Here is a 22081-nt window from a genome sequence, read left to right on the forward strand (position 1 = left end):
CAGACCTTGAGGGCAGTGAAAATCCTGTGGGAGCGGGCAAGCCCGCGAAGAGCCCGGCACAATCACATATCAACTGAAGGGCAGATACCGCCCACCAAGAAACAGCCAGTCCGCCCAGAACACCTGGTGCACCAGCACAATCCCCCAGAACACCAGCTGGTACGACACCTTGCGAGTCTTGTGCCGATACAGCTGCTGCGCCAGCAGTGCCCCCGGCCAGCCGCCCAGCAGCTCACTGGCATGCAGCACCTTCTCTGGCGTACGCCAGGCCTGGGTACGCGCCTGCTGTTTATCCTGCCAATACAGCAACAGGCTGATCAGGCTCATTGCCGGGTACAGCGCCAGCGGCCACCAGGCCTGGTCGATCCAGGCCATGCGCGCCGCGCCCAGGCCCGGCAGCAGGCACAGCAGGCCCAACAGCAGCAGCTTCAGGCGCACATTACGTACGCCCTCCACCCTTTGTCCCCGTGACGCCTCAGCCATGGGCCGTCGCCCAGTCAACCCAGCCGAACTGCCAGGTCGCCAGAATCAGCAGGCCAAAGGCAATGCGATACCAGGCGAACGCCGCGTAGCTGTGGTTGGCAATGAACTTGAGCAGGCCACGCACGGCGATCATGGCAAAGATGAACGAAGTCACGAAGCCAATGGCAAATACCGGCAGGTCACCAGGCTGGAACAGGTCGCGGTACTTGTAGCCCGAATACACTGCCGCACCGACCATGGTCGGCATCGCCAGGAAGAACGAGAACTCGGTCGCTGCCTTGCGCGACAGGCCGAACAGCAGGCCACCGATGATGGTCGAGCCGGAGCGCGAAGTGCCCGGGATCATCGCCAGGCACTGGATGAAGCCGATCTTCAGCGCGTGGCTCCAGCGCATGTCGTCCACGTGGTCTACCTCCACACGGTGCTCGCGGCGCTCGGCCCAGAGCATGATCACCCCGCCCACCACCAGCGCAGCCGCCACGGTGATCGGGTTGAACAGATATTCGTGGATCAGGTCGGCGAACAGCACGCCCAGCACCACTGCCGGCAGGAAAGCCAGCAAAAGGTTACCGGTGAAACGCCGCGCCATGGGCTGGCTGGTCAGGCCGAAGACCACGTCGAAGATCTTGCCGCGAAACTCCCACACCACCGCCAGGATCGCCGCCAGCTGAATGATGATGTTGAAAGCCATGGCCCGTTCGCCACCAAACCCGATCAGGTCGGCGACGATGATCTGGTGGCCGGTACTGGAGATCGGCAGAAACTCCGTCAGCCCTTCGACCACGCCTAAGATGATTGCCTGGAAGGCAGTCCAAAAATCCATCGTTCCCCCGATGGAGCACTGCTCGTTGCAGGCCCCTTGTTCTTGATTTGCTTGAAATTGCCGCGCGCGGCCCGGCTGTTTTACAGCGACTGTTGGGCGTAATGCCAGTAGAAAAGTTCACGCCGCCTAAAGGTTTCATCTTGCGCGGCCGAAATCCTAGCAGAGCGCCTTCGCAATCACCTTGTACAAACTGCTGCAGACTATTGAATGGATAGCACTTAGCCATTAGTCGTGTGGGGGCCTCGCGCAAAGCATGCTTGGATGCGCCTGAATAAAAAGAACAATGCGGGAGCTGTGGTATGAAAACCCTGAGATCGATGTCTATCAGCCGCCGTCTGTGGCTGATCCTTTTGGTGGCGGTGGCCATGCTGGTGGTATTGGGCCTGCTGATGCTGCGCCAGATCCACGGTGACCTGTACCAGGCCAAAGCGGAGAAAACCCGCCACGTGGTGCAGACCGCAGCCGGTGTGCTGGCCTATTACCAAGAGCTGGAGGCAGCCGGCACGCTCAGCCGTGAAGCGGCCCAGCAACAGGCGCTGCAAGTGGTGCGGGCGCTGCGCTACGACCACGATGACTACTTCTGGATCAACGACCTGGGGCCGAAGATGATCATGCATCCGGCCAACCCCAAGCTCGACGGCCAGGACCTGTCGGCCATCCGCGACCCCGACGGCTTTGCCGTGTTCAACGAGATGGTCGCCCTGGCTCGGCAGCAGGACGCCGGGCCGGTCAACTACCGCTGGCCCAAGCCCGGTGCCAGCGAGCCGGTGGCCAAGACGTCCTACATCCAGCTGTTCAAGCCCTGGGGCTGGATCATCGGCTCAGGCGTGTACGTCGATGACGTGCAGGCCGAATTCACCCGCCAGTTGCGCGACGCCTCGCTGGTGGGCGTGGCCATCGCCCTGCTGATGGCGCTGGTGGTCATGCTGATTGCGCGCAGCATCGCCCGCCCGTTGCAGGAAGCAGTGCAGGCCATGGGCAACATCGCCAGCGGCGAAAGCGACCTGACCCGGCGCCTGGACACTCACGGCCGGGACGAAATCACCCACCTGGGCGAGCACTTCAACCGCTTCAATGGCAAGCTGCAAGGCGTGGTCGGCCAGTTGCAAGGCGCGGCCCATGCCCTGGCCCGATCCGCCGGGCATGTCGGCGACAACGCCGGTGCCGCGCAGCAGCACAGCGCCCAGCAATCGCTGCAGATGGACCAGGTGGCCACCGCGGTCAACGAAGTGACTTACGCCGTGCAAGACGTGGCCAAGACCGCCGAGCAGGCCGCCGGTGAAATGCGCACCGCGCAACAGCAGGTGGCACACGGCCAGGAGGCCATTCACGGCAGCCTGGCGCAGATCGACCGGCTGTCGCTGACCATCGACCAGGCCGTGCAGGTGATCCGTGAACTGGCCGGGCACAGCACGCGCATCGGTGGTGTACTGGATGTGATCCGCTCCATCGCCGAACAGACTAACCTGCTGGCGCTGAATGCGGCCATCGAGGCGGCGCGGGCCGGCGAGCAGGGCCGTGGCTTTGCCGTGGTCGCCGACGAGGTGCGCCTGCTGGCCCAGCGCACGGCGCAGTCGACGGCCGAGATCCATACCATGATCGAGCACCTGCAAAGCCAGTCGGACGCTGCGGTCAAAGCCATCGACACCAGCAGCGAGGCCTCGCGCCAGACGGTCGAGCAGGCCCGCGAGGCCGGTGCCAGCCTGGATGCCATCAACCAATCACTGAACAACCTCACGGCGTTGAATGCCTCGATCGCCAGCGCCACCTTGCAGCAGTCGCACGTGGTAGAAGAGATCAACCGCAACGTGCTGGATACTGCCGGGTTGTCTCAGCAGACCGCCGATGCAGCGCGCCAATCCAGCGATGCCGGGATGGCGCTGGGGCAGCTGAGCGAAGAGCTGGAGCAGCTGTTGCGGCAGTTCCGCGTATAATGCCGGGGGCGCTTTGCGCCCTTTCGCGACACAAGGCCGCTCCTACAGACGATCGCGTCCCCCTGTAGGAGCGGCCTTGTGTCGCGATGGGCTGCAAAGCAGCCCCAAAGACCCCAACGCCCTACACCTTCCCCGGCCGACCCGCTACAATCGCGCCCTTCCCCCGCAGTCTCCAAGGATCGCCGATGTCCGGCCTTGAACTCATCGCCGCCGTCCTCGGCGTCACCGCTGTCTGGCTCACGGTCAAGCAGAATGCCTGGTGCTGGCCCATCGGTCTGGTCATGGTGCTGATCTATGGCTGGCTGTTCTACGAGGTGAAGCTGTACTCCGGCATGTTGCTGCAACTGGCCTATGCCATCCTGCAGGTCTACGGCTGGTGGCAATGGAAGCGCCCGGGCCATGCTGAAGACGCCCGCCAGGTCACCCGCCTGCAGCGCCCGGCATTGCTCGTCGGTTTGGCCGGCGGGGTGCTGTTGAGCGCCACCTTGGGCGCGGCGATGGCCACCTGGACCGACGCCGTCCTGCCCTGGCTGGACGCTACCCTGACCGGCTTCAGCCTGGTGGCACAACTGTGGATGGCGCAGAAGCGCCTGCAGTGCTGGCCGCTGTGGGTAGTGGTAGATATCGTCTACGTGGGCCAGTACCTGCACCAGCAGTTGTACTTCACCGCCGGTTTCTTCGCCGTGCTCACCCTGATTGCCGTGCGCGGCTGGCTGGAATGGCGCCGTGACCCGGCGTTGGTGCAGCCATGAGCGCGGCACAATCCATGAAAGTACTGGTGCTGTGCGGCCCGGAATCCAGTGGCAAGAGCTGGCTCAGCGGTGTGATCCAGGCGCATTTCGGCGGCGTGGTGGTGGCCGAATACGTGCGCCACTTCATCGATCAGGAACGCCGCGACACCTGCTATGCCGATATCCCTGCCATCGCTCGTGGTCAGCTGGCCTGGGAAGACCAGGCCCGTGAGCAGGCACCGTCGCTACTGATTCTCGACACTCACCTGCTCAGCAACATGCTCTGGAGCCACGCCCTGTTCGGCGACTGCCCGGCCTGGCTGGAACAGGCGTTGCTGGCGCGGCATTACCACCTGCACCTGCTGCTGAGCCCGCAAGGTGTGGATTGGGTTGCCGATGGCCAGCGCAGCCAGCCCGAACTGCGCGACCGCCAGCGCTTTTTCGACGACAGCCTGCACTGGCTGCAACGGCATGAGCAGGCGTACAAAATAATTGAGGGCAATTGGCCACAACGCCAGTTGCTGGCACTGCAAACAGTAGCTAAGCTCATTGATAGCAATACGCCATCCTACCCCACCGAGTGTTAACCCACTGACACACCCTTGTGGGGCGAAGCCCCTGAAAACATGAGGTCTTGCGGGGCATCGAAAGTAATGTCAAGGCGCTGAAACACTCCTGCAAAAACCCTTCCAATCAAGGCCAACACTGGCTCTGCCTGCACCACTCGCGGCTGCCTGTTTCAGCCCTGAGACAGAATATGCCGCAGCTTGTCATGGTGCCTACCTTAACCTTTTGATCTGAAACCGCTTCTCGAAAGCGGCACACCTTCTGCTCCCTCGTTCACATCGCTGAACAGGGCCAGCGCTCATTGAAGGAGTTGCCGTCGTGAGGAAAACTGACAAACGCCTTTATCACCTGCTGCTGATGGGCTATGTGCTGGGTTCGTTGAGCCTGACGGCCCAGGCCGACAACGGCATCATCGTGATAACCCGTGATGTGCAGACACGCAACGCTGTGGTCCCGCCGTTAAGACCCGACCCCAACCCCACCACCGTCAATGCCAATCCTTCCGCTCACATCCTCAAGCAAACCAACGAACTGAGTGATGGCGACTTCGCCAACATCAGCAGCGGTGCGGGCATCAGCACCCTGATTACCCAGCAGACCAACAACCTGGGCGGCAACCTCAATAACCAATCCCAACTGCCCAACCTGGCCGGTGGCCGCGGTACAGGCTCGGGAAATGGCATCTCGAACATGGTCAACTCGAGTGTGCAGCGCGGCCTGGCGCCGCTGCAGATCCTGACCGGAGGCAAGTGAGATGAAGCACACGCTGCTGATCCTGGTCACGCTGTGCAGTACATCGGCCTTCGCGCAATCCCCGGTCCCCGTGATCAACAATGCCGACATCGACAGCTCGGGCAGCCGTTACCAGGGCAACCTGTCGGTCAACCAGGCAGCCGGCGACCAACAGCAACAGGCCAACGCGCGCGCCTTCGCCGCAGGGCCCGAGGCTGGCGCCACCACGCAAATCCGCCAACGGCTGAACGCCCCCGCAACTTCCGCGATGGACGCGCGCGCGACCATACAGGGCGACGCCTTCAGCAACGGTAGCGGCGCCCTGGGGGTCAACCAGAGCGCCGGCGCCAACACCCAGCAAGCGAACGCACTGAGCATCAGTCTCGGTGCACAGCCGCAAAGCATCGACGACAGCGTCCTCATGCAACAGAACGTGGCGCTGCTCAACAACTCCGGTCCGATTGACACTTCAACTGGCAATCGCCAGGTCACCACCAGTGACCAGGCCTTCACCGGTAGCCGTGGAGTGATTCAGTTGAACCAGAGTGCCGGGGTGGGAAACCGAATGGCCAACACCTTGAGCATCCGGGTCGCGGATTGACCCATCCAGTTAAGAACAACACTTAACCTAAAAGTACGGAGAATCACCATGAAACCCTCGATGGCAATCAAGCCTCTGGTTTTCGCAATTGCTGCGGTCATGGCTGTTGCTGTACAAGCTGATCAGAACGACCGGCGTGGCGGGCACCACAATGGTCACCACAATAACGGGCATCACACCCCTCCTCCCACCCGGATCCCTGTGTATGCCACAGCCAACGCCATGGACAGCCAACGCAGCACGGGTAATACCATCACCAACCAAGGCACCATCAACGAAGCCGAAATGAGCAGCTCGGCCACGGGTGCAAGCGGCAACGTGGGTGTCAACGTGGCAGCCGGTAACGGCAACCAGCAGGACAATGCTGCGGCTATTGCCAATGCATCGTCCGAGTCCAGCCTGGACAACAGCTTCGTGTTCGGCACCGCCGAAGCCACCGCTGACGTTCGCCAGTTCAGCAACAACAACCGTGTCGACAACTGGTCCACCCAGAACTCGGCAGTCATGACCGGCTCGGCCGATGGTGCCGAGGGTAACGTCGGCATCAACATCGCTGGCGGCGACCTGAACCAGCAGAAGAACACCATGGCCATCGCCAACACCGGTGCCCCGCTGGGCAATGCCACTGCCACCGCCTCTGCCGACCAGAACGGCCCAGGCCTGACGGTGAACAACGGCGCCGACCGCACCTACCGGGTGGATACGCTGACCATCACCACCACCAAGAGCGGTTCCAGCTCGCGTGAGGGCACGTTCAATTCGACCGACGACCGCAGCTCGTCATCGAGCTTCAGCGTGGCCGGCTCGCGAAGTGCCAGCTCCAGTGGCTCCAGTGGCTGGAACTCCAGCGGTTCGAGCAGCATGAACGCCAGTGGTTCGCACAGTTCCACTGCCAGCGGCTCCAACAGCTGGAATGCCAGTGGTTCGATGTCCGGCAACGCCAGTTCGTCCAGCAGTGCCAGCCTGAGCGCCTCCCTGGCTGCGGCAGCCGATGCGACCCGCACCACGAGCACCGATTACGGCCGTCACGAGCGCACTCGCACCGACAGCTTCGATGCCTCGCTCAATGCATCGCTCAATGTGGATGTCGACCACTCGCGGGAAAGCTCTTACGACAAGTCGTTCGAGAAGGCATTCGACTCGTCGTATGACAAGGCTCGCCAATCGAGCTACGAGAAGTCTCGCGACTCCTCGTATGAGAAGGCTCACGAGTCGTCCTATGCCAATGCATCGGAATCGGCGTTTGAAAAGTCTGGCGAGAAATCGTCTCAATCGTCGAACGACGTGTCGAAGAGCTACAGCGAAAGCAGTGCCTACGACTTGAGCAATACCGTGTCCTTCCAAGTGCTGACCCCGACCGGATGGGCAAACCCTGTTACCAACACTGCAACCCTTAGTGGTTCGGTGAATGGCGGCAGTGGCAACCTGGGCGTGAACGTGGCAGCCGGTGTGGGCAACCAGCAGAGCAACTCGCTGGCCATCTCCAACACCTCGTTCTGATCGCTGTGCTTGAGGCCCCCTTCGGGGGGCCTTTCTTCAACAGAACCGGAAGGCATCCGATCATGCGCATCATTGCCCTGGCGTTTTTGCTGTGCCTGGCCAGCATGAGCGAAGCTGCACAAATGCCGCTGTCCGTCCTGCCGGGCGGCGCCGTGGTGTTCAAGCCCATCCAGAGCGTACGCGAGCGCAAGTTCGCTGACCTGGTGCAACAGAAAACCGACTTCAGCTGCGGCGCCGCCGCGCTGGCCACCATCCTGCGCCAGGCCTACTGGCTGGATGTGGACGAGCAACAGATCATCGAAGGTATGCTGGCCCACGCCGACCAGGACCTGGTGCGCACGCAAGGCTTCTCGATGCTCGACATGAAACGCTACGTGGAAAGCCTGGGGATGCGTGCCCGCGGCTACCGGGTCGCACCCGAGACCCTGCACAGCGTGCGCATCCCGGTCGTGGTGCTGATGGACGTGCGCGGCTACAAGCACTTCGTGGTCATGCAGAAGGTCGACAAGGGTTGGGTGTATATCGGTGACCCGGTACTGGGCCACAAGCGTTACAAGATCGATGATTTTCTCAAGGGCTGGAACGGCATCATCTTCGCCGTCATCGGCCAAGGCTACGACAAGCACAACATCCTGCTCGACCCGCCCCTGCCGCTGACCGCCAAGGGCCGGGTGAACAACTTCACCCCGGTGCAGGATGCAGAGCTGCTGGACTTCGGTTTCATCAAAAGCGACTTCTTCTAACGACTCTTGCAACGACAAGGAGCACGAGGCTCCGGGGAGCACCCCAATGAAGAACCCATTCTGGCTCGCGATCGCATGCCTGGCCGTCAGCCTTCCCACCCATGCCGAAACGTTCAAGCCCATCGAGCTGAAGGACCATGAGTTGGCGACCCTGCGTGGCCGCTACGTGATGCCGGGGCGGATCGTGAGTTTCGGCATTGTCATGTCCAGCACCTGGCAGAATGCCAAAGGGGACGTGATCGGTGCCACGAGCACGATGCAGATTCAGCAGTCGACCATCAAACCGCAATTCTATGTGTCGTTGATCGACGAAAGCGGCACCGGCACAACGTCAGCTGGATCCACCGCACCAGGTACCGGTACCGTCACGGGCGGTGCCGGCCTCAACACCACAGAGGGTGTTACCCAGGTGGTACGCGCCGCTGGCGACAACAACACCGCCTACAACGATGTCGCCATCAATGTCTCCAAGGCCAACCAGGCGCCCGCCATGCAGCCGCAGGGCCAAGCACTGGCCAACGGCCAGACGCTGACGGGCGAAAACGGCGCGGGTGCGCTGAGTGTGTCTGCCAGCGGCGTAGGGGTGCAGTTCAATATCAATGCCAGTAACAACCAGGGCAGCAGCGTGCAGCGTCTGGCGCAGGGTGGCCTGATGCAGAACTCGACGCTGCTGGGCAATGGCAACAGGGTGAACAACGTCACCACGCTCAATGTGGTGATGCGTGAAAGCGTGCCAACAGCCGCTTCGCTGAACGGTAGCCTCGATCAGCTCAAAGGACTTCGCACATTCGGATACTGATCTACGCTCAGTCTCATCAAAAGAAGTCGGCAGGGACGGCAATTCCATGCACCGATCTTTATCGCTCAAAGTTTTTGTGTGTTTGACCACCTTGGCCCCGGCCACATTGCTCTACGCCGCCTCCGACCCGCAGGTTGAGGCTCTCAAGCAGGAACTGATGGAGCTGAAACGTCGCTACGAAGCCCAGCAGCAAGCGCTGATGGTGCTGGAGCAGCGCGTACGCCAGGTCGAGGAAACCCCGGCAGCACCACCGCCCAAACGCCTGGTCAGGTCCCCGGCCGAAGGGGTCAAGGGCGCACAGACGGTGGCATCGGGTGCACCGGGCACCACCGGCAGCTCCTATGGTCAGGCGCTGACCGCCGACGCCGAACCGGCACAGAGCGTGTCCAACCTGTATGACGAGGCCAGCGGCTTCTTCGGCGGCGGCAAGTTCAGCTTCGAGACCGGTGTCACCTATACCCACTACGATACTCGGGCGCTGGTGCTCAACGGCTTCCTGGCACTGGACTCGATCTTCCTCGGCAGTATCAACCTTGACCGGGTGAAGGCAGATAACTGGACCCTGGACATGACTGCCCGCTACAACCTCGCCCAGCGTTGGCAGTTCGACATCAACGTCCCGGTGGTGTACCGCGAATCCACCTACTCTTCCGGCGGTGCGGGGGGAGCCGGGGCGAGCACCTCGGACGAAACCGTAACCCGCGACCCGGAAATTGGCGACGTCAACGTCGGCGTCGCCTACAAGTTCCTCGACGAAGACGAGACCTGGCCTGACGCCGTCGCTACCTTGCGCATAAAGGCACCGACCGGCAAAGACCCCTATGGCATCAAATTGCGCCAGGTCGAGGGCAACGACAACCTGTCGGTACCGGAAAGCCTGCCGACCGGCAACGGCGTCTGGTCGATCACGCCGGGCATCTCGCTGGTCAAGACGTTCGACCCGGCCGTGCTCTTCGGCAGCCTGTCCTATACCTACAACATGGAAGACTCGTTCAGCGACATCAGCCCACAGGTCAACAGCAAGGTACCCGGCGACGTGAAGCTGGGCGACTCCTGGCAGATCGGCGGCGGTATCGCCTTTGCCCTGAACGAGAAGATGAGCATGTCGTTCTCGGTGTCCGACCAGTTCGCCCGCAAGAGCAAGATAAAGCCGGATGGTGGTGACTGGCAGTCGATCTCCAACAGCGACTACAACGCAGCCAACTTCAACATCGGCATGACCTTCGCCGCCACCGACAACCTGACCATCGTGCCCAACCTGTCCATTGGTCTGACCGATGACGCACCGGACTTTTCCTTCAGCCTGAAATTCCCCTACTACTTCTGATACTTGCCATCGGCCGGGCCCGCGCTAAAGGGCCCGGTTTTGGTTACCAGCCTTGTCCCGGACCGCCTTCCATGCCACGGCCTGTTATCATCAAGCACAGTTGCATGACGATTTAATGGCAAAAGGGATGTTTTCGTGAAGAACCTGTCAGACCACCCACGTACCCGGCTTGTCGCCCTGGCGACCCTGGTACTGGTGATCCCACTGGGTACGCGCGCCATGCTGGGTTGGTCCAACCCGCTCGGTTACCTGTCCGACCTCGCACTCGGCAGCCTGCTGGTCTTGCTGCTGCACCGTCGGCCGTGGTGGTTGGCGCTCCCCGTATTGCTGGCCTGGGCGGCCCTCTGGGTGGCTTCGGCCGAACTGGTCAGCGCGGTTGGCCGTTTGCCCACCAGCGCTGACCTGACATACCTGCTCGACCCGCAGTTCATGGAAAACTCGACCGGTGGTGGCCTGGCCCATGCCTGGCTGCCCTTGATCATGGGCACCGGCCTGCTGGGCTGGCTGGCCATCGCCTGGCGCAGCCGTAGCCAACGCAGCCAGCCGGTGCCACGCAAGGCCTGGGCCATTCCGCTGCTGCTGTTTGGCGCCCATTGGGGCAGCCAGCAACTGGTACCTTCCGACGCCGACCAATGGCGGCAATACAACCTCACCCACCAGTTGCTGTCGGCCGGGGCCGGCAACCTGCAGCGCCAGGTCGAAGGCTGGATGGGCCGCACACATACCTTCACCCCTCTGGCCAGTACCGGCCTGACCCAGTCCGACCTGCATGGCCAGCGGCTGCTCGCCGGGCCAGGCAACGCCCGCAACCTGCTGATCATCACCGTGGAAGGCATCCCCGGGGCCTACCTGCGGCCCAACCGCCAGGCCCTGCACAGCCGCTTCGACGAAGAGCTGATGCCAAAGCTCAGCCAGTGGGCCGAGCGCGGCATGAACACCCCGGACTACGTGCTGCATACCCACCAGACCATCCGTGGCCTGTACGCGATGCTCTGCGGTGACTATGACAAGCTGGCCAACGGCACGCCCAAGGGCATGGAGCTGCTGACCCAGAACGATCGCAACCAGGCCTGCCTGCCAGCGCAGTTGCGCCAGGCCGGTTTCACTACCCACTACCTGCAGGGTGCCGGCCTGCGCTTCATGGCCAAGGACCGCATCATGCCGCACATCGGCTTTGACTCGGTGCACGGCCAGGAGTGGTTCCGCAACAAGAACTACCTGGACTTCCCCTGGGGCAAGGATGATCGCTCCTTCTTCGAGGGGGCGCTGAACTACGTCGGCCAGCTGCAAAAGCAGGACAAGCCATGGATGTTGACCCTGCTCACCGTGGGCACCCACCAGCCCTACTCGGCGCCGTTCGAGTACATGGAGCGCTACGACACGCCGAAACAGGCGGCAGTCGCCTACCTGGACGATGCGCTCGGTGCATTCCTCGACAACCTCGAACGCCAGGGCGTACTCAAGGACACCCTGGTGGTGGTGACTTCCGACGAGTCCCACGGCATCGACGGTGTGCGCCTGGCCTCGTCCTGGGGCTTCAACCTCACCCTGGCGCCGGAGCAGGCGCAGTTGCCACGGATCAAGCGGGGCACCTACGGCCATATCGACCTGGCCACCTCGCTGCTCGACTACTTTGCGCTGCCCATCCCCATGGCGCTCGGCGGTCGCTCGCTGTACCGCGATTACGACAGCGGTCGTGAAATGATCTCCTACACCAACGGCATGCTGCGCTATCACGACGGCCGGGGTGTGTTCACCGAATGCGACTTCCAGCAGCGCTGCCGGCGTTACGCCAGCGAGGGCTTCATCGCCGACCAGGCACGTTACCTTGGCCTGGGCGACAGCCTGCTGGGCCAGCAGATCGGTGCCCTCGCCGGGGTGCTCGACCAGTCCCTGCTGCAGACACCGCTCAACCTGCGTTACCAGTTCGGCGGCCCATCGCCGATCCAGCTGCGCAAGCGCATCAAAGATGACTGGGCCGACAACCTGATCGGCGCCCAGTACCTGGAAATGCCCGAGGGTTCGCATACCCGCGTACGGGTCAAGGTACGTTCGCTGGACCCCAAGCGCGCAGCCTATATCCAGCTCAAGGCCAAACAGCTGGAGCAGGACGTACCGCTGGGCTTGCCTTACGAAGTGAAAGTCACCGCCGACGAGCCGCTGGAAATGGAGTTCAGCTTCGACAACCCGACCGCGCGCAAAGCGTTTTCCTTCCATTTGCTGGGCTATGGTGGTGGTCAGGTGGAAATCAGCGACTTCAGTGTGATAACCGCGCTGCCAGGGGAAGATGAAGCAGCGGATGAGCTGACCGAAGGGCATATCGCCCATTCGGGCTGAACGGTACCACTCATCGCTGGGCCGCCGCGACCTGTCGATTTAACCCGCCCGTGCTCGACTAGTGTGTGAATCACCCAATGTGGAGATAACACCATGAGCACGAGCGAAAGCAGGCACCCGGTGGTTTCCCGCAGCCAGTGGCTGGCGGCCCGCCGGCAGCTGTGGCTGCACGAAAAGGCCTTCACCCGCCACCGCGACGCGCTGTCCGCAGCCCGTCGCGCCCTGCCCTGGGTCAAGGTGGAGCACGAGTATCGCTTCCAGGGGCCGGACGGCGAACTGAGCCTGGCCGACCTGTTCGCAGGCCGCAGCCAACTGCTGGTTTACCACTTCATGTTCGCCGAAGGCTGGAGCGAAGGTTGCCACGGCTGCTCATTCCTGGCCGACCACTTTGACGGCGCCAACCTGCACCTGGCCCATCACGACGTGTCGCTGGTGGCGGTGTCGCGTGCGCCGTATGCCGAGTTCCAGGCATTCCGCCGGCGCATGGGCTGGCAGTTTCCCTGGTATTCGTCACATGGCAGCGGCTTCAACGAGGACTTTGGCGTCAGCGTCGGCAGCGAGGGCCAGCGGCAGTACAACTATGAGCCATATGAGGGCGATGAAAGCGAGCTTCCCGGGCTGAGTGCGTTCTACCGCGAGCCGGACGGCAGCGTGTACCACACCTACTCGACCTATGCCCGCGGGCTGGACATCCTGGTCAACACCTACAACTTCCTCGACATCGCGCCACTGGGGCGCAACGAGGCCGGGACCATGGACTGGGTGCGGCACCACGACCGTTATGAAGGGCAGCCGGACAAGCCCAACTGCTGCCACAAATAACGAGAGGCAATACATATCGCTTATCACTCGCTTGGCACGTCCTTTGTAGGAGCAGCCTTGTGCTGCGAAGAGGCCGGTACAGGCAACAGATCTGCATAGCCAGTACGGGCCTCTTCGCAGCACAAGGCTGCTCCTACAAGGGGCCGCGCAGCGGCCAAGCATCCTCAAGTGCAGCACATAGTCTTCAGCCGCGCACACCCAACATCCCGCGCTCGACGATGAAGTCGATCACCGCCTGCAGCCCCTCGCCCTTCTTCAGGTTGCTGAAGGTCCATGGCCGCTGCGGGCGCATGCGCTGGGTATCGCGCTCCATCACTTCCAGCGAAGCCCCCACATAGGGCGCCAGGTCGGTCTTGTTGATCACCAGGAAATCCGACTTGGTAATCCCCGGCCCACCCTTGCGCGGGATCTTCTCGCCTTCGGCCACGTCGATCACGTAGATGGTCAGGTCGGCCAGCTCCGGACTGAAAGTGGCACTCAGGTTGTCACCGCCGCTTTCGACGAAGATCACCTCGAGGTTGCCAAACTTGCGCGCCAGGGCTTCGACCGCCGCCAGGTTCATCGAGGCATCTTCACGTATCGCCGTGTGCGGGCAGCCGCCGGTTTCCACACCGACGATGCGCTCCGGCTCGAGGGCCCCGGCTTCGGTGAGGATACGCTGGTCCTCCTTGGTGTAAATGTCGTTGGTGACCACTGCGATCTGGTAATGGTCGCGCATGGCCTTGCACAGGGCTTCGAGCAGCGCCGTCTTGCCGGAGCCGACCGGGCCGCCGACACCGACGCGCAGTGGTTGTTGATAGCTTTGCATGCAGGCAGTCCTCAGGAACGGAACAAACGGGTGTATTGGGTTTCGTGTCGCGATGAGGCAATGGCCAGCAACGGCAGGCCGCCGCCAAGCTGGTCATCGCCCAGGCCCAGTGCCTGGTCGAGGGCCGCGGGCAGCCCTGCCCCCAGGTCGCGCAGCAAGGTCTGGGCGGCCTGCTGGCCGAACGGCACCAGCTTGACCCCGGCCATTACCGCGCCCTCCAGCCAGGCAAAACCATGGCCCAGGGCCAACTGGCGCAGTGGGATCGCCCAGTGCGCAGCCAGCCAGGCCATACCGCCCAGCTGGGTGAGTTCTAGGCTGGCCCGCCAGGCTGGCGCCTGGCCCAGTTGCCAGCCGTCCAGCAGCCGTGCCAGCGCCGCGCCGCGCTGCTGTTCTTCCAGACGCAGCTCGGCGGTTTCACGGTTGGCCAGCAGAAAGCGGCTCCAGTGGCCGAAGGCTTCGGCGTCCTCGGCCTGGCAGGCGTGGTACAAGCGCGCCAGCACCGGCCAGTCGAGGCAGGCCAGGGTGTCGTCGATCTGCTCGCGCTGCCAGGCAGCGAAACCGTCCACGTCCCGTACCCAGCCCGCCTCGACCGCCCACTCCAGGCCTTGCGAGTAGGTGAAGCCACCCACCGGCAAGCTAGGGCTGGCCAGCTGCAGCAGGCGCAACAGCGCCAGGTCGCTGCCCATCAACCAGCCAGTACCAGCGCGGCGCCGGCCAGCAGGCCGCCGCCAAAGGCCTTCTGCAGGCCGCTATGCCTGCGCAACAGGCAACCGACCGCAAAGCCGGCCGCCAGCAACAGGCCGCTGACCGTGACGAAGCCGGCGCTGAACTGCCAGAACGCGCTTGGCGTGGCTTCCACGCCATGGGCCCAGCCATGGAACAGGGCGAACACCGGCATGGCCATTGCCAGCAGCAGCTGGCGGCTGGGCAGCAGCACGGCACCGGCAGCCACCAGCAGCGACAGGGCGATCAGGGTTTCCATGCCCAGCACATCGCCGAACAGGTGGCCGCATACCGCGCCGCCGAACATCGCCGCCAGGGTTGCCAGGGGTAGCGTCAGGCTGCGCCGGGTCAGCGCGGCGAGCACACCGGTGCCCAGCAGCATCAGCAGGTGGTCAAGACCGGTCAGCGGGTGCAGCAGGCCGTCCTGCAGCGGGTTGGCGTCGTGCCCGGGGTGGGCGAAGGCAGGCAGAGCCAGCATCAGCAGAAACAGGGCGAAAGTCTTTTTCATTGGTTGCTCCAGGCAGTTCAGGAATGGGCAGGCAGGCGCACGAACGGGTGATCGTGGCCGTGGGCATGGCTATGGCTGTGGCTGTGCGGTGCGCTCTGGTAGGCGCCCGCTTCAGGCTCGAACGGCGCCTGTTCGGCCTCTACCGTCAGGCCCAGGCCACGCAACATGTCGTCCAGCACGTGGTCGTGCTGGAAGCGCAGCAGGCCGGGTTCGATCTGCAGCGGTACATGGCGGTTGCCAAGGTGATAGGCCGCGCGGGCCAGCAGGTGCGGGTCGGCGCAGCGCACCGTGGACACCGCCTCGGGCGCCGCCAGCACACGGATCAGCTGGGTGCCCTCGGCATCGGCCAGCAGTTCGCCTCCGCGCAGCAGGTGGCCGCGTTCGAGCATCAGCCCGGCCTCGCGACCATCATCCAGGGTCACCCGCAGGCGGCTCTTTATGCGGCTGTCCACGTCCAGGGTAACGGTGCCGGTTTCGCCCAGCTGGCCGGGCTCGGTGATACGGCGGGTCAAGACAATCATCGGTGCTCCTTCAGAACAGGAAGTAACGCTGGGCCAGCGGCAGTTCGCGGGCCGGTTCGCAGACCAGCAGTTCACCGTCGGCACGCACCTGGTAGGTCTGCGCATCGACCTCGATCAGCGGCTGCAAGGTGTTGTGGACCATGTCGGGCTTGCGCACCCGGCGGCAGCCGTGGGCCACGCCGATCAGGCTGCGCAGGTTCAACTCCTCGGCCAGGCCACGGTCCATCGCCGCCTGGGGCAGGAAGGTCATGCGCGTGGCATGCCGCGCCGCGCCCAGGGCGCCGAACATCGGGCGGTAATGCACCGGTTGCGGCGTGGGGATGGAACCGTTGATGTCACCCATGGGCGCGGTGACGATCATCCCGCCCTTGATGACCAGGGCCGGCTTGACCGCAAAGAACGCCGGCGCCCACAGCACCAGGTCGGCCAGTTTGCCGACTTCCACCGAGCCCACTTCGTGGCCGATGCCGTGGGTCAGGGCCGGGTTGATGGTGTACTTGGCGATGTAGCGCTTGACCCGGAAGTTGTCGCTGTAGCTGGTGTCCGGCGCCAGTGGCCCGCGGCGCAGCTTCATCTGGTGGGCCACCTGCCAGGTGCGCAGCACCACCTCGCCAACCCGGCCCATGGCCTGGGAGTCGGACGAAGTCATGGCAAAGGCGCCCATGTCGTGGAGAATGTCCTCGGCGGCGATGGTTTCGCGGCGGATGCGCGACTCGGCAAAGGCCACGTCTTCGGCGATGCTCGGGTCCAGGTGGTGGCAGACCATGAGCATGTCCAGGTGCTCGTCCACGGTGTTGACCGTGTACGGCAGGGTCGGGTTGGTCGAGGACGGCAACACGTTGGCCTGCCCTGCCGCGCGGATGATGTCCGGGGCGTGACCGCCACCAGCACCCTCGGTGTGGAAGGTGTGGATGGTGCGGTCGCCGATCGCCGACAGGGTGTCTTCGATGCAGCCGGACTCGTTGAGGGTGTCGGTGTGGATCGCCACCTGGATGTCCATTTCCTCGGCCACGCCCAGGCAGCAGTCGATGGCTGCTGGTGTCGAACCCCAGTCTTCGTGCAGCTTGAGGCCCACGGCGCCGGCTGCGATCTGCTCGCGCAGCGCTTCCGGCCGCGAGGCGTTGCCCTTGCCCAGCAAGCCGATGTTGATTGGCAGGCTGTCGGCAGCCTGGAGCATGCGTGCCAGGTACCAGGGGCCGGGCGTGCAGGTGGTGGCGTTGGTGCCGGTGGCTGGCCCGGTACCGCCGCCGATGAAGGTGGTGACACCGCTGTTCAGCGCCTCGTCCACCTGTTGCGGGCAGATGAAATGGATGTGCGAGTCGACACCACCGGCGGTGACGATCTTGCCCTCGGCCGCGATCACCTCGGTGCCGGGGCCCACTGGCACGTTCACGCCCGGCTGCACATCGGGGTTGCCAGCCTTGCCGATCACCGCGATACGCCCGTGCTTGATACCGATATCGGCCTTGACGATGCCCCAGTGGTCGATGATCAGGGCATTGGTCAGTACCAGGTCCATGGCTTCGGCAGCCAGCATCTGGCCCTGCCCCATGCCATCGCGGATGACCTTGCCGCCACCGAACTTCACCTCTTCGCCATAGATGGTGAAGTCGTGCTCCACCTCGACCCACAACGCAGTGTCGGCCAGGCGCACGCGGTCGCCCACGGTGGGGCCGAACATGTCGGCATAGGCCTGGCGGGAAATGCGGCTCATGCCCTGCCCTCCAGCGCGCCCATCACCTTGCCCTGGAAGCCGTAGACCTCGCGCTTGCCGGCGTATGCCACCAGTTGCACGGTACGCGCCTGGCCAGGCTCGAAGCGCACGGCGGTACCCGCGGGGATGTCCAGCCGAAAGCCCAGCGTAGGCGCGCGCTCGAACACCAGCGCCTCGTTGACTTCGTAAAAGTGGTAGTGCGAGCCGACCTGCACCGGCCGGTCGCCATGGTTGGCCACGCTGACGCTGACTGTCGCGCGGCCGCTGTTCAGCTCGATGTCGCCGGCGGCGACCTGGATTTCACCTGGGATCATGCGGGGCTCCTGGGCAATTTCAGACGATAGGGTCATGCACGGTCACCAGCTTGGTGCCATCCGGGAAGGTCGCTTCGACCTGCACGTCGTGGAGCATTTCGGCAATGCCAGGCATTACCTGCTCGCGGCTCAATACTTCACGCCCCAGGCTCATCAGCTCGGCGACGGTGCGGCCATCACGGGCGCCTTCGAGCACGGCGGCACTGATCAACGCCACCGCTTCCGGGTAGTTGAGTTTCAGGCCACGGGCCAGGCGCCGCTCCGCCAGCAGCGCGGCGGTGAACAGCAGCAGTTTGTCTTTCTCTCTCGGGGTCAGCTCCATGGCGCTCTCTCAGGTGGCCCAGATACGCGGTGGGCAGGCCGGCAGGCCGAGGACGGCCGGGCGCAGCACATGCCACAGGCGTTGCAGGGTGCGTTGCAGGTGTTGGTTGTCATGGTCGAGCACGCGGATCACCAGCAACGACCCGAGCAGGGTCGCGCCGGCCGGGTTGGCCATCTCGTCGAGCAGCGGGCGCACCAGATCCAGCACAGCCTGGTCGGCGGGTGCGGCGCAGAAGGTGGCCAGCAGCGGATGCCCGCCAAGCTTGCTCAGGCGCCCGCCTTCGACGCGCAGGCGCTCGTGCAGGCCCACTTCGTCGGGCAGTTCGATGTGCAGGCGGCTGTCGAGGGCACCCTGCTCGAAACGCTCGTTCATCACCGGGCGCCCCAGGCACAGGGTTTCCCAGGCCAGCAGGCGCGCGCCCGGTTCGAGGGTGAAACGGCTGTCGAGGCTGGCGCGGGCACCGGAGAAGAAGATGCTGTCCTGCGGCAGCCACTCCAGGGTGCTGTCGGCGGCCACGTGAAAACGCTGGGCCAGCCGCGCGGTCGGGCCGATGCTGCGGTAGAACTTGCTGGCGCCCGGCATGGTCAGCAGCGCGTGGCTGCCCGGCTCCAGCTGGATATCCAGCTCCAGGCGGTCGCCAGCGACGATCCCACCAGGAGGGTGCAGCACGTAGACATGGCACGGTGCACCTTCGGGATAGAATGGCCGCTGCACCAAAAGAGGTCCGAAATGCCGCCACGCACCAAGGCGGGTCACCTTGTCGCGCCTGACGAAGCGCAACTGCAGGTGAGCGCTCCAGCCGGCATCGTCGTGTTGTTGTTCGATCTGCTCCGCGAGCGACATCCTGCGGCCCCTGAAATCCGTGGCCTGCTGGCCGTTTAGAGTGGCAGGCACGCACGGCTATGGCGTGCGCGCCCTGACCACTCGATCAAATTCGCAGGCTGGATATAGCAGGTTGCGGGCCAACTCCGCAGGTGAACGAAGATGAAGTTTTTGCCATGGCCGCTCTGGCATCGGGCATAGAGGGAGATGGCGCACAAGGCAGGGGCGTGCTTCGGCCCTGTTTCGGTGCCGAAGCAAGGTGAAAATGGGGCTGCGTTGCAGCCCTTCGCGGGCGCGCCCGCTCCCACAGGTACCTGGAGGACTTTGCTGGTACCTGTGGGAGATTGCCCAGCCCTTTTGGGCTGCGCAGTCGCGCAGAGAACAAATTTCGCTCGTTTGAAGCGTCCTTTGTAGGAGCAGCCTTGTGCTGCGAAGAGGCCGGTACAGACAATAGACAGGCTTTGTCAGTACCGGCCTCTTCGCAGCACAAGGCTGCTCCTACAGTACCTCGCCGAACCAATGAGTCATGTGCCGTTCTATGAGAGCAAGGTGCAAAGCGGCCCCAACTATCAAAACTCAGTAATCGAAGCGGTCCACCGCACGCCGGCGTTCGTTGTCGTCACGCCGGTCATAGATGGCGGTGGTCTGGATATTGGCGTGATGCGCCAGCTTCTGCGCAATGGACAGGTCGTGCTCTTCGATCACCCGGGTGATGAACGCGCGACGGAAGTCGTGCGGCATGATCTTCACGCCCACCTGCGCACCACGCTGGCGGGCGATGTAGTAAATGGCATGCTTGGTGATGCGCGCTCGGGTTATATGGCTGCCACGGCGGATGCGGTTGAACAGGAATGGGTCGTCTTCGGCCCCTGCGGGCAAGTCCTGGCGGCGCAGGTCCAGCCACGCCTGCAACTTCTCGAACGCCCATGGCGGGGCGTACTTGATCAACTGGCGGTTGCCCTTGCCCAGCACCTGCAGGCTGCGCGCCTCGAAGTCGACCTGGTCCAGGTCGATGTCCACCGATTCCGACTTGCGCATGCCAGTGCCGTACAGCAAGGCGATGATCGCCGCGTCACGCACACCCTGCGGCCGTGGGTCGGCCGCGCACACATCCATCAGCTCGCGAATCAGGCTGCGGCGCAGGTTGCGCCCCGGCGGCAGGCGGCTGCCGGTGGCCGGCTTGACTTCGCGAATGCGCAGCAACTGCTCGTGATCGATCAGGCCCTGGCGCCAGGCTTCGTTCATCACACCGCGAATGGCGTTGACGTACAGCGACGAGCTGTTGGGGGCGTAACCGTCCGCACGCAGCGCCGCCACCAGGGCGATCACATGGCCGGGCTCGAGCCGATGCCAGGGCACATCGACGATATTGCAGTCGACAAAACCCAGCCGATCGGCGGCGTCCTGAAGGATGTAGCGCATGGTTTGCTGGCTGGATGGGGCCAGGCGGGCCATGTACTGCAGCAGCGGATTTTTCGAGAGATCGGACAAAACGTGAATCCTGTAGCGAAGCGTTGGCCAGCGGCGAACCGGCCAGACCCTGAAGCAAGTCAATACGACATACAAGCAGGTCCAAATAACAGCGGAATACACATGTCATTCGGACCCGGAGAAGTGCCATCACCTTGATATACAAGGGGTTCGGAGCTGGCACGGATCGTGATCTTACCCCAATTGAGCCCACTGAACGAACGAAGGTCAGCCCATGCTTGTGCAGCCGATCGATTCACGCCCACGCCAGGCCGTCTGGGGCCTGGGTTTCCGCCCATTCTTCCTGGGTGGCAGTTTGTTTGCGCTGCTCGCCTTGCTGTTGTGGGGCGGCGTACTGGCCGGTGCGCTGGAGCCCACGCCCCCCGGCGGCATGCTCGCCTGGCACCGCCACGAAATGCTCTATGGCTTTGCTGCTGCCATCATCGCGGGTTTCCTGCTGACCGCCGTGCAGAACTGGAGCGGCATCCCAGGCTTGAACGGGCGCGCGCTACAGGGTTTGTTCCTGCTTTGGCTGCTGGGCCGGGTGAGCTGGTTCCTGCCACTACCGGACAGCTTGCTGGTAGTGATCGAGGGCAGCTTCCTGCCGCTGGTGGCACTAGCCCTGGCACGGCCGATCGTGCAACGGCGCTTGCGTAACAACTACCCGATCGTCGGCCTGGTGCTGTTGATCGCCGCCTGCCAGTGGCTGACCCTGGTCGGCTGGCTGCGCCAGGACGAACTGTGGCAGCGCCGCGGGCTGTTTGCCGGGTTGTGGTTGGTGGCCACGATGATGACCGTGCTTGGCGGGCGGGTGATCCCGTTCTTCACCCGGCGCGGCCTGGGCAACATGGCACCGGCCCCTGCCCACCCCTGGCTGGACCGGGCCTGCCTGCTGCTGAGCGTGGCGGTACCGCTGGCCTTTGCCGCGGGTTTGGCCGACACGCCGCGTATCGGCCTGGCCGTGCTGTTCGGCGCCTTGTTCGCTCTGCATACGGCCCGCCTGGCCTTGTGGCATGACCACGGCCTGTGGCGTGTGCCCCTGCTGTGGTCGCTGCATCTGGCCTATGCCTGGATTGCCATTGCCTGCCTGGGCATGGCGCTGTGGCATGCCGGGGTGGCGCTGAGCCCGAGCCTGGTGACTCACGCCCTGACCGTGGGAGCCATGAGCGGCCTGATCCTGGCGATGATGGCACGGGTCAGCCTGGGCCACACCGGCAGGCCGCTGCAGGTGCCGACCAGCATTGCCTGGGCCTTTGCCTTGATCCAACTGGCGACGCTGGCGCGGGTGGTGCTGCCGCTGTTAACGCCGCTGGGGGTGAGCCTTTCAGTAATGTGCTGGAGCCTGGCGCTGCTGCTGTTCCTGCGCCACTACCTGCCCATCCTGCTGCGGCCACGGGCTGACGGTATGCCGGGCTAGCCTTGATGCCTAGATTGGGGCCGCTTTGCGGCCCATCGCCGGCAAGCCAACTCCCACACCGAC

23 protein-coding genes and 1 pseudogene are annotated in these 22081 nt (G+C 63.8%); 13 read left to right on the plus strand and 11 right to left on the minus strand.

All coding sequences use genetic code 11. The annotated features are described in order from the left end of the window. Nucleotides 1–69 precede the first annotated feature (69 nt). Nucleotides 70–483 carry a DUF1294 domain-containing protein gene (locus tag IMX18_RS12265; RefSeq protein WP_102083858.1) on the minus strand — a complete coding sequence of 138 codons (414 nt, stop codon included), beginning with the start codon at nt 481–483 and terminating at the stop codon, nt 70–72. Continuing rightward, nucleotides 476–1306 carry an undecaprenyl-diphosphate phosphatase gene (locus IMX18_RS12270; RefSeq protein WP_015270169.1) on the minus strand — a complete coding sequence of 277 codons (831 nt, stop codon included), beginning with the start codon at nt 1304–1306 and terminating at the stop codon, nt 476–478. Before IMX18_RS12270 ends, IMX18_RS12265 begins: the two co-directional genes overlap by 8 nt. A gap of 389 nt (nt 1307–1695) precedes the next feature. Here IMX18_RS12270 and mcpP point away from each other — a divergent pair. From mcpP to IMX18_RS12325, 12 genes and pseudogenes are all read left to right on the plus strand, one after another. Continuing rightward, nucleotides 1696–2319 (plus strand): annotated as a pseudogene (gene mcpP, locus IMX18_RS28490) (methyl-accepting chemotaxis protein McpP); the annotation flags it as partial. Between the two features lie 186 nt (nt 2320–2505). Next, a complete protein-coding gene (locus IMX18_RS28495; RefSeq protein WP_404940922.1) occupies nt 2506–3240 on the plus strand; it encodes a methyl-accepting chemotaxis protein in 735 nt (244 codons plus the stop codon). Between the two features lie 185 nt (nt 3241–3425). Continuing rightward, nucleotides 3426–3992 (plus strand): nicotinamide riboside transporter PnuC, encoded by a 567-nt coding sequence (pnuC, locus tag IMX18_RS12280; protein ID WP_015270167.1) that lies wholly within the window; start codon nt 3426–3428, stop codon nt 3990–3992. Beyond that, nucleotides 3989–4558, plus strand: a complete 570-nt coding sequence (locus IMX18_RS12285) for an AAA family ATPase (RefSeq protein WP_054572459.1) — start codon at nt 3989–3991, stop codon at nt 4556–4558. The genes pnuC and IMX18_RS12285 overlap by 4 nt, the downstream gene beginning before the upstream one ends. 298 nt (nt 4559–4856) lie before the next feature. Further along, complete coding sequence (locus IMX18_RS12290) at nt 4857–5291, plus strand: hypothetical protein (RefSeq protein WP_015270165.1); 435 nt, start codon at nt 4857–4859, stop codon at nt 5289–5291. A gap of 1 nt (nt 5292) precedes the next feature. Further along, complete coding sequence (locus tag IMX18_RS12295) at nt 5293–5871, plus strand: adhesin (protein WP_085719915.1); 579 nt, start codon at nt 5293–5295, stop codon at nt 5869–5871. A 48-nt stretch (nt 5872–5919) separates the two neighbouring features. Next, on the plus strand, nt 5920–7371 hold the full coding sequence (locus IMX18_RS12300) for a hypothetical protein (protein WP_039612960.1): 1452 nt from the start codon (nt 5920–5922) through the stop codon (nt 7369–7371). 62 nt (nt 7372–7433) lie between these two features. Continuing rightward, the gene (locus IMX18_RS12305; RefSeq protein ID WP_217190539.1) at nt 7434–8114 is read left to right on the plus strand and encodes a C39 family peptidase; all 681 of its coding nucleotides are present in this window, start codon (nt 7434–7436) and stop codon (nt 8112–8114) included. Nucleotides 8115–8160: 46 nt separating this feature from the next. Beyond that, nucleotides 8161–8913: a hypothetical protein gene (locus IMX18_RS12310; RefSeq protein WP_054572457.1), complete on the plus strand. Its 753-nt coding sequence runs from the start codon at nt 8161–8163 to the stop codon at nt 8911–8913. Between the two features lie 46 nt (nt 8914–8959). Further along, nucleotides 8960–10240, plus strand: a complete 1281-nt coding sequence (locus tag IMX18_RS12315) for a transporter (protein ID WP_015270160.1) — start codon at nt 8960–8962, stop codon at nt 10238–10240. A 135-nt stretch (nt 10241–10375) separates the two neighbouring features. After that, nucleotides 10376–12577, plus strand: a complete 2202-nt coding sequence (locus IMX18_RS12320) for an LTA synthase family protein (RefSeq protein ID WP_137137440.1) — start codon at nt 10376–10378, stop codon at nt 12575–12577. A gap of 93 nt (nt 12578–12670) precedes the next feature. Then, nucleotides 12671–13399, plus strand: a complete 729-nt coding sequence (locus IMX18_RS12325; RefSeq protein ID WP_015270158.1) for a DUF899 domain-containing protein — start codon at nt 12671–12673, stop codon at nt 13397–13399. Between the two features lie 184 nt (nt 13400–13583). Here the strand turns inward: IMX18_RS12325 and ureG are convergent, their stop codons facing one another. The 9 genes from ureG to IMX18_RS12370 form a co-directional block, all read right to left on the minus strand. Beyond that, on the minus strand, nt 13584–14207 hold the full coding sequence (ureG, locus tag IMX18_RS12330; protein ID WP_010953755.1) for an urease accessory protein UreG: 624 nt from the start codon (nt 14205–14207) through the stop codon (nt 13584–13586). Nucleotides 14208–14218: 11 nt separating this feature from the next. Beyond that, nucleotides 14219–14893, minus strand: a complete 675-nt coding sequence (locus IMX18_RS12335; RefSeq protein ID WP_217190537.1) for an urease accessory protein UreF — start codon at nt 14891–14893, stop codon at nt 14219–14221. Further along, nucleotides 14893–15438 carry a HupE/UreJ family protein gene (locus tag IMX18_RS12340; RefSeq protein WP_013972451.1) on the minus strand — a complete coding sequence of 182 codons (546 nt, stop codon included), beginning with the start codon at nt 15436–15438 and terminating at the stop codon, nt 14893–14895. Before IMX18_RS12340 ends, IMX18_RS12335 begins: the two co-directional genes overlap by 1 nt. 17 nt (nt 15439–15455) lie before the next feature. Next, nucleotides 15456–15959, minus strand: a complete 504-nt coding sequence (gene ureE, locus IMX18_RS12345) for an urease accessory protein UreE (RefSeq protein WP_015270156.1) — start codon at nt 15957–15959, stop codon at nt 15456–15458. 10 nt (nt 15960–15969) lie between these two features. Further along, nucleotides 15970–17673: an urease subunit alpha gene (ureC, locus tag IMX18_RS12350; RefSeq protein ID WP_013972449.1), complete on the minus strand. Its 1704-nt coding sequence runs from the start codon at nt 17671–17673 to the stop codon at nt 15970–15972. Further along, nucleotides 17670–17987, minus strand: coding sequence for an urease subunit beta (locus IMX18_RS12355; protein ID WP_015270155.1), 318 nt, complete (start codon nt 17985–17987; stop codon nt 17670–17672). Before IMX18_RS12355 ends, ureC begins: the two co-directional genes overlap by 4 nt. Before the next feature lie 19 nt (nt 17988–18006). Beyond that, nucleotides 18007–18309 carry an urease subunit gamma gene (locus tag IMX18_RS12360; protein WP_003256923.1) on the minus strand — a complete coding sequence of 101 codons (303 nt, stop codon included), beginning with the start codon at nt 18307–18309 and terminating at the stop codon, nt 18007–18009. A gap of 9 nt (nt 18310–18318) precedes the next feature. After that, nucleotides 18319–19152 (minus strand): urease accessory protein UreD, encoded by an 834-nt coding sequence (locus tag IMX18_RS12365; RefSeq protein WP_100413517.1) that lies wholly within the window; start codon nt 19150–19152, stop codon nt 18319–18321. 555 nt (nt 19153–19707) lie between these two features. Then, nucleotides 19708–20622: a site-specific integrase gene (locus IMX18_RS12370; protein WP_015270152.1), complete on the minus strand. Its 915-nt coding sequence runs from the start codon at nt 20620–20622 to the stop codon at nt 19708–19710. Nucleotides 20623–20836: 214 nt separating this feature from the next. On the opposite strand from IMX18_RS12370, the gene IMX18_RS12375 reads away from it, so the two are divergent. Further along, nucleotides 20837–22018, plus strand: coding sequence for an NnrS family protein (locus IMX18_RS12375; RefSeq protein ID WP_217190535.1), 1182 nt, complete (start codon nt 20837–20839; stop codon nt 22016–22018). Nucleotides 22019–22081: the final 63 nt, after the last annotated feature.

The organism is Pseudomonas shirazica (assembly GCF_015168335.1).
GTDB lineage: Bacteria > Pseudomonadota > Gammaproteobacteria > Pseudomonadales > Pseudomonadaceae > Aquipseudomonas > Aquipseudomonas asiatica.

What these genes read in the sequence shown, in the direction of transcription:
- IMX18_RS12305 (WP_217190539.1), top strand. Translation starts at nt 7,434, where the DNA reads ATGCGCATCATTGCCCTGGCGTTTTTGCTGTGCCTGGCCAGCATGAGC.
- IMX18_RS12265 (WP_102083858.1), bottom strand. Translation starts at nt 483, where the DNA reads ATGGCTGAGGCGTCACGGGGACAAAGGGTGGAGGGCGTACGTAATGTG.
- ureG (WP_010953755.1), bottom strand. Translation starts at nt 14,207, where the DNA reads ATGCAAAGCTATCAACAACCACTGCGCGTCGGTGTCGGCGGCCCGGTC.
- IMX18_RS12310 (WP_054572457.1), top strand. Translation starts at nt 8,161, where the DNA reads ATGAAGAACCCATTCTGGCTCGCGATCGCATGCCTGGCCGTCAGCCTT.
- IMX18_RS12340 (WP_013972451.1), bottom strand. Translation starts at nt 15,438, where the DNA reads ATGAAAAAGACTTTCGCCCTGTTTCTGCTGATGCTGGCTCTGCCTGCC.
- IMX18_RS12300 (WP_039612960.1), top strand. Translation starts at nt 5,920, where the DNA reads ATGAAACCCTCGATGGCAATCAAGCCTCTGGTTTTCGCAATTGCTGCG.
- IMX18_RS12335 (WP_217190537.1), bottom strand. Translation starts at nt 14,893, where the DNA reads ATGGGCAGCGACCTGGCGCTGTTGCGCCTGCTGCAGCTGGCCAGCCCT.
- IMX18_RS12365 (WP_100413517.1), bottom strand. Translation starts at nt 19,152, where the DNA reads ATGTCGCTCGCGGAGCAGATCGAACAACAACACGACGATGCCGGCTGG.
- ureC (WP_013972449.1), bottom strand. Translation starts at nt 17,673, where the DNA reads ATGAGCCGCATTTCCCGCCAGGCCTATGCCGACATGTTCGGCCCCACC.
- IMX18_RS12270 (WP_015270169.1), bottom strand. Translation starts at nt 1,306, where the DNA reads ATGGATTTTTGGACTGCCTTCCAGGCAATCATCTTAGGCGTGGTCGAA.
- pnuC (WP_015270167.1), top strand. Translation starts at nt 3,426, where the DNA reads ATGTCCGGCCTTGAACTCATCGCCGCCGTCCTCGGCGTCACCGCTGTC.
- IMX18_RS28495 (WP_404940922.1), top strand. Translation starts at nt 2,506, where the DNA reads ATGGACCAGGTGGCCACCGCGGTCAACGAAGTGACTTACGCCGTGCAA.
- IMX18_RS12355 (WP_015270155.1), bottom strand. Translation starts at nt 17,987, where the DNA reads ATGATCCCAGGTGAAATCCAGGTCGCCGCCGGCGACATCGAGCTGAAC.
- ureE (WP_015270156.1), bottom strand. Translation starts at nt 15,959, where the DNA reads ATGATTGTCTTGACCCGCCGTATCACCGAGCCCGGCCAGCTGGGCGAA.
- IMX18_RS12295 (WP_085719915.1), top strand. Translation starts at nt 5,293, where the DNA reads ATGAAGCACACGCTGCTGATCCTGGTCACGCTGTGCAGTACATCGGCC.
- IMX18_RS12375 (WP_217190535.1), top strand. Translation starts at nt 20,837, where the DNA reads ATGCTTGTGCAGCCGATCGATTCACGCCCACGCCAGGCCGTCTGGGGC.
- IMX18_RS12325 (WP_015270158.1), top strand. Translation starts at nt 12,671, where the DNA reads ATGAGCACGAGCGAAAGCAGGCACCCGGTGGTTTCCCGCAGCCAGTGG.
- IMX18_RS12285 (WP_054572459.1), top strand. Translation starts at nt 3,989, where the DNA reads ATGAGCGCGGCACAATCCATGAAAGTACTGGTGCTGTGCGGCCCGGAA.
- IMX18_RS12315 (WP_015270160.1), top strand. Translation starts at nt 8,960, where the DNA reads ATGCACCGATCTTTATCGCTCAAAGTTTTTGTGTGTTTGACCACCTTG.
- IMX18_RS12360 (WP_003256923.1), bottom strand. Translation starts at nt 18,309, where the DNA reads ATGGAGCTGACCCCGAGAGAGAAAGACAAACTGCTGCTGTTCACCGCC.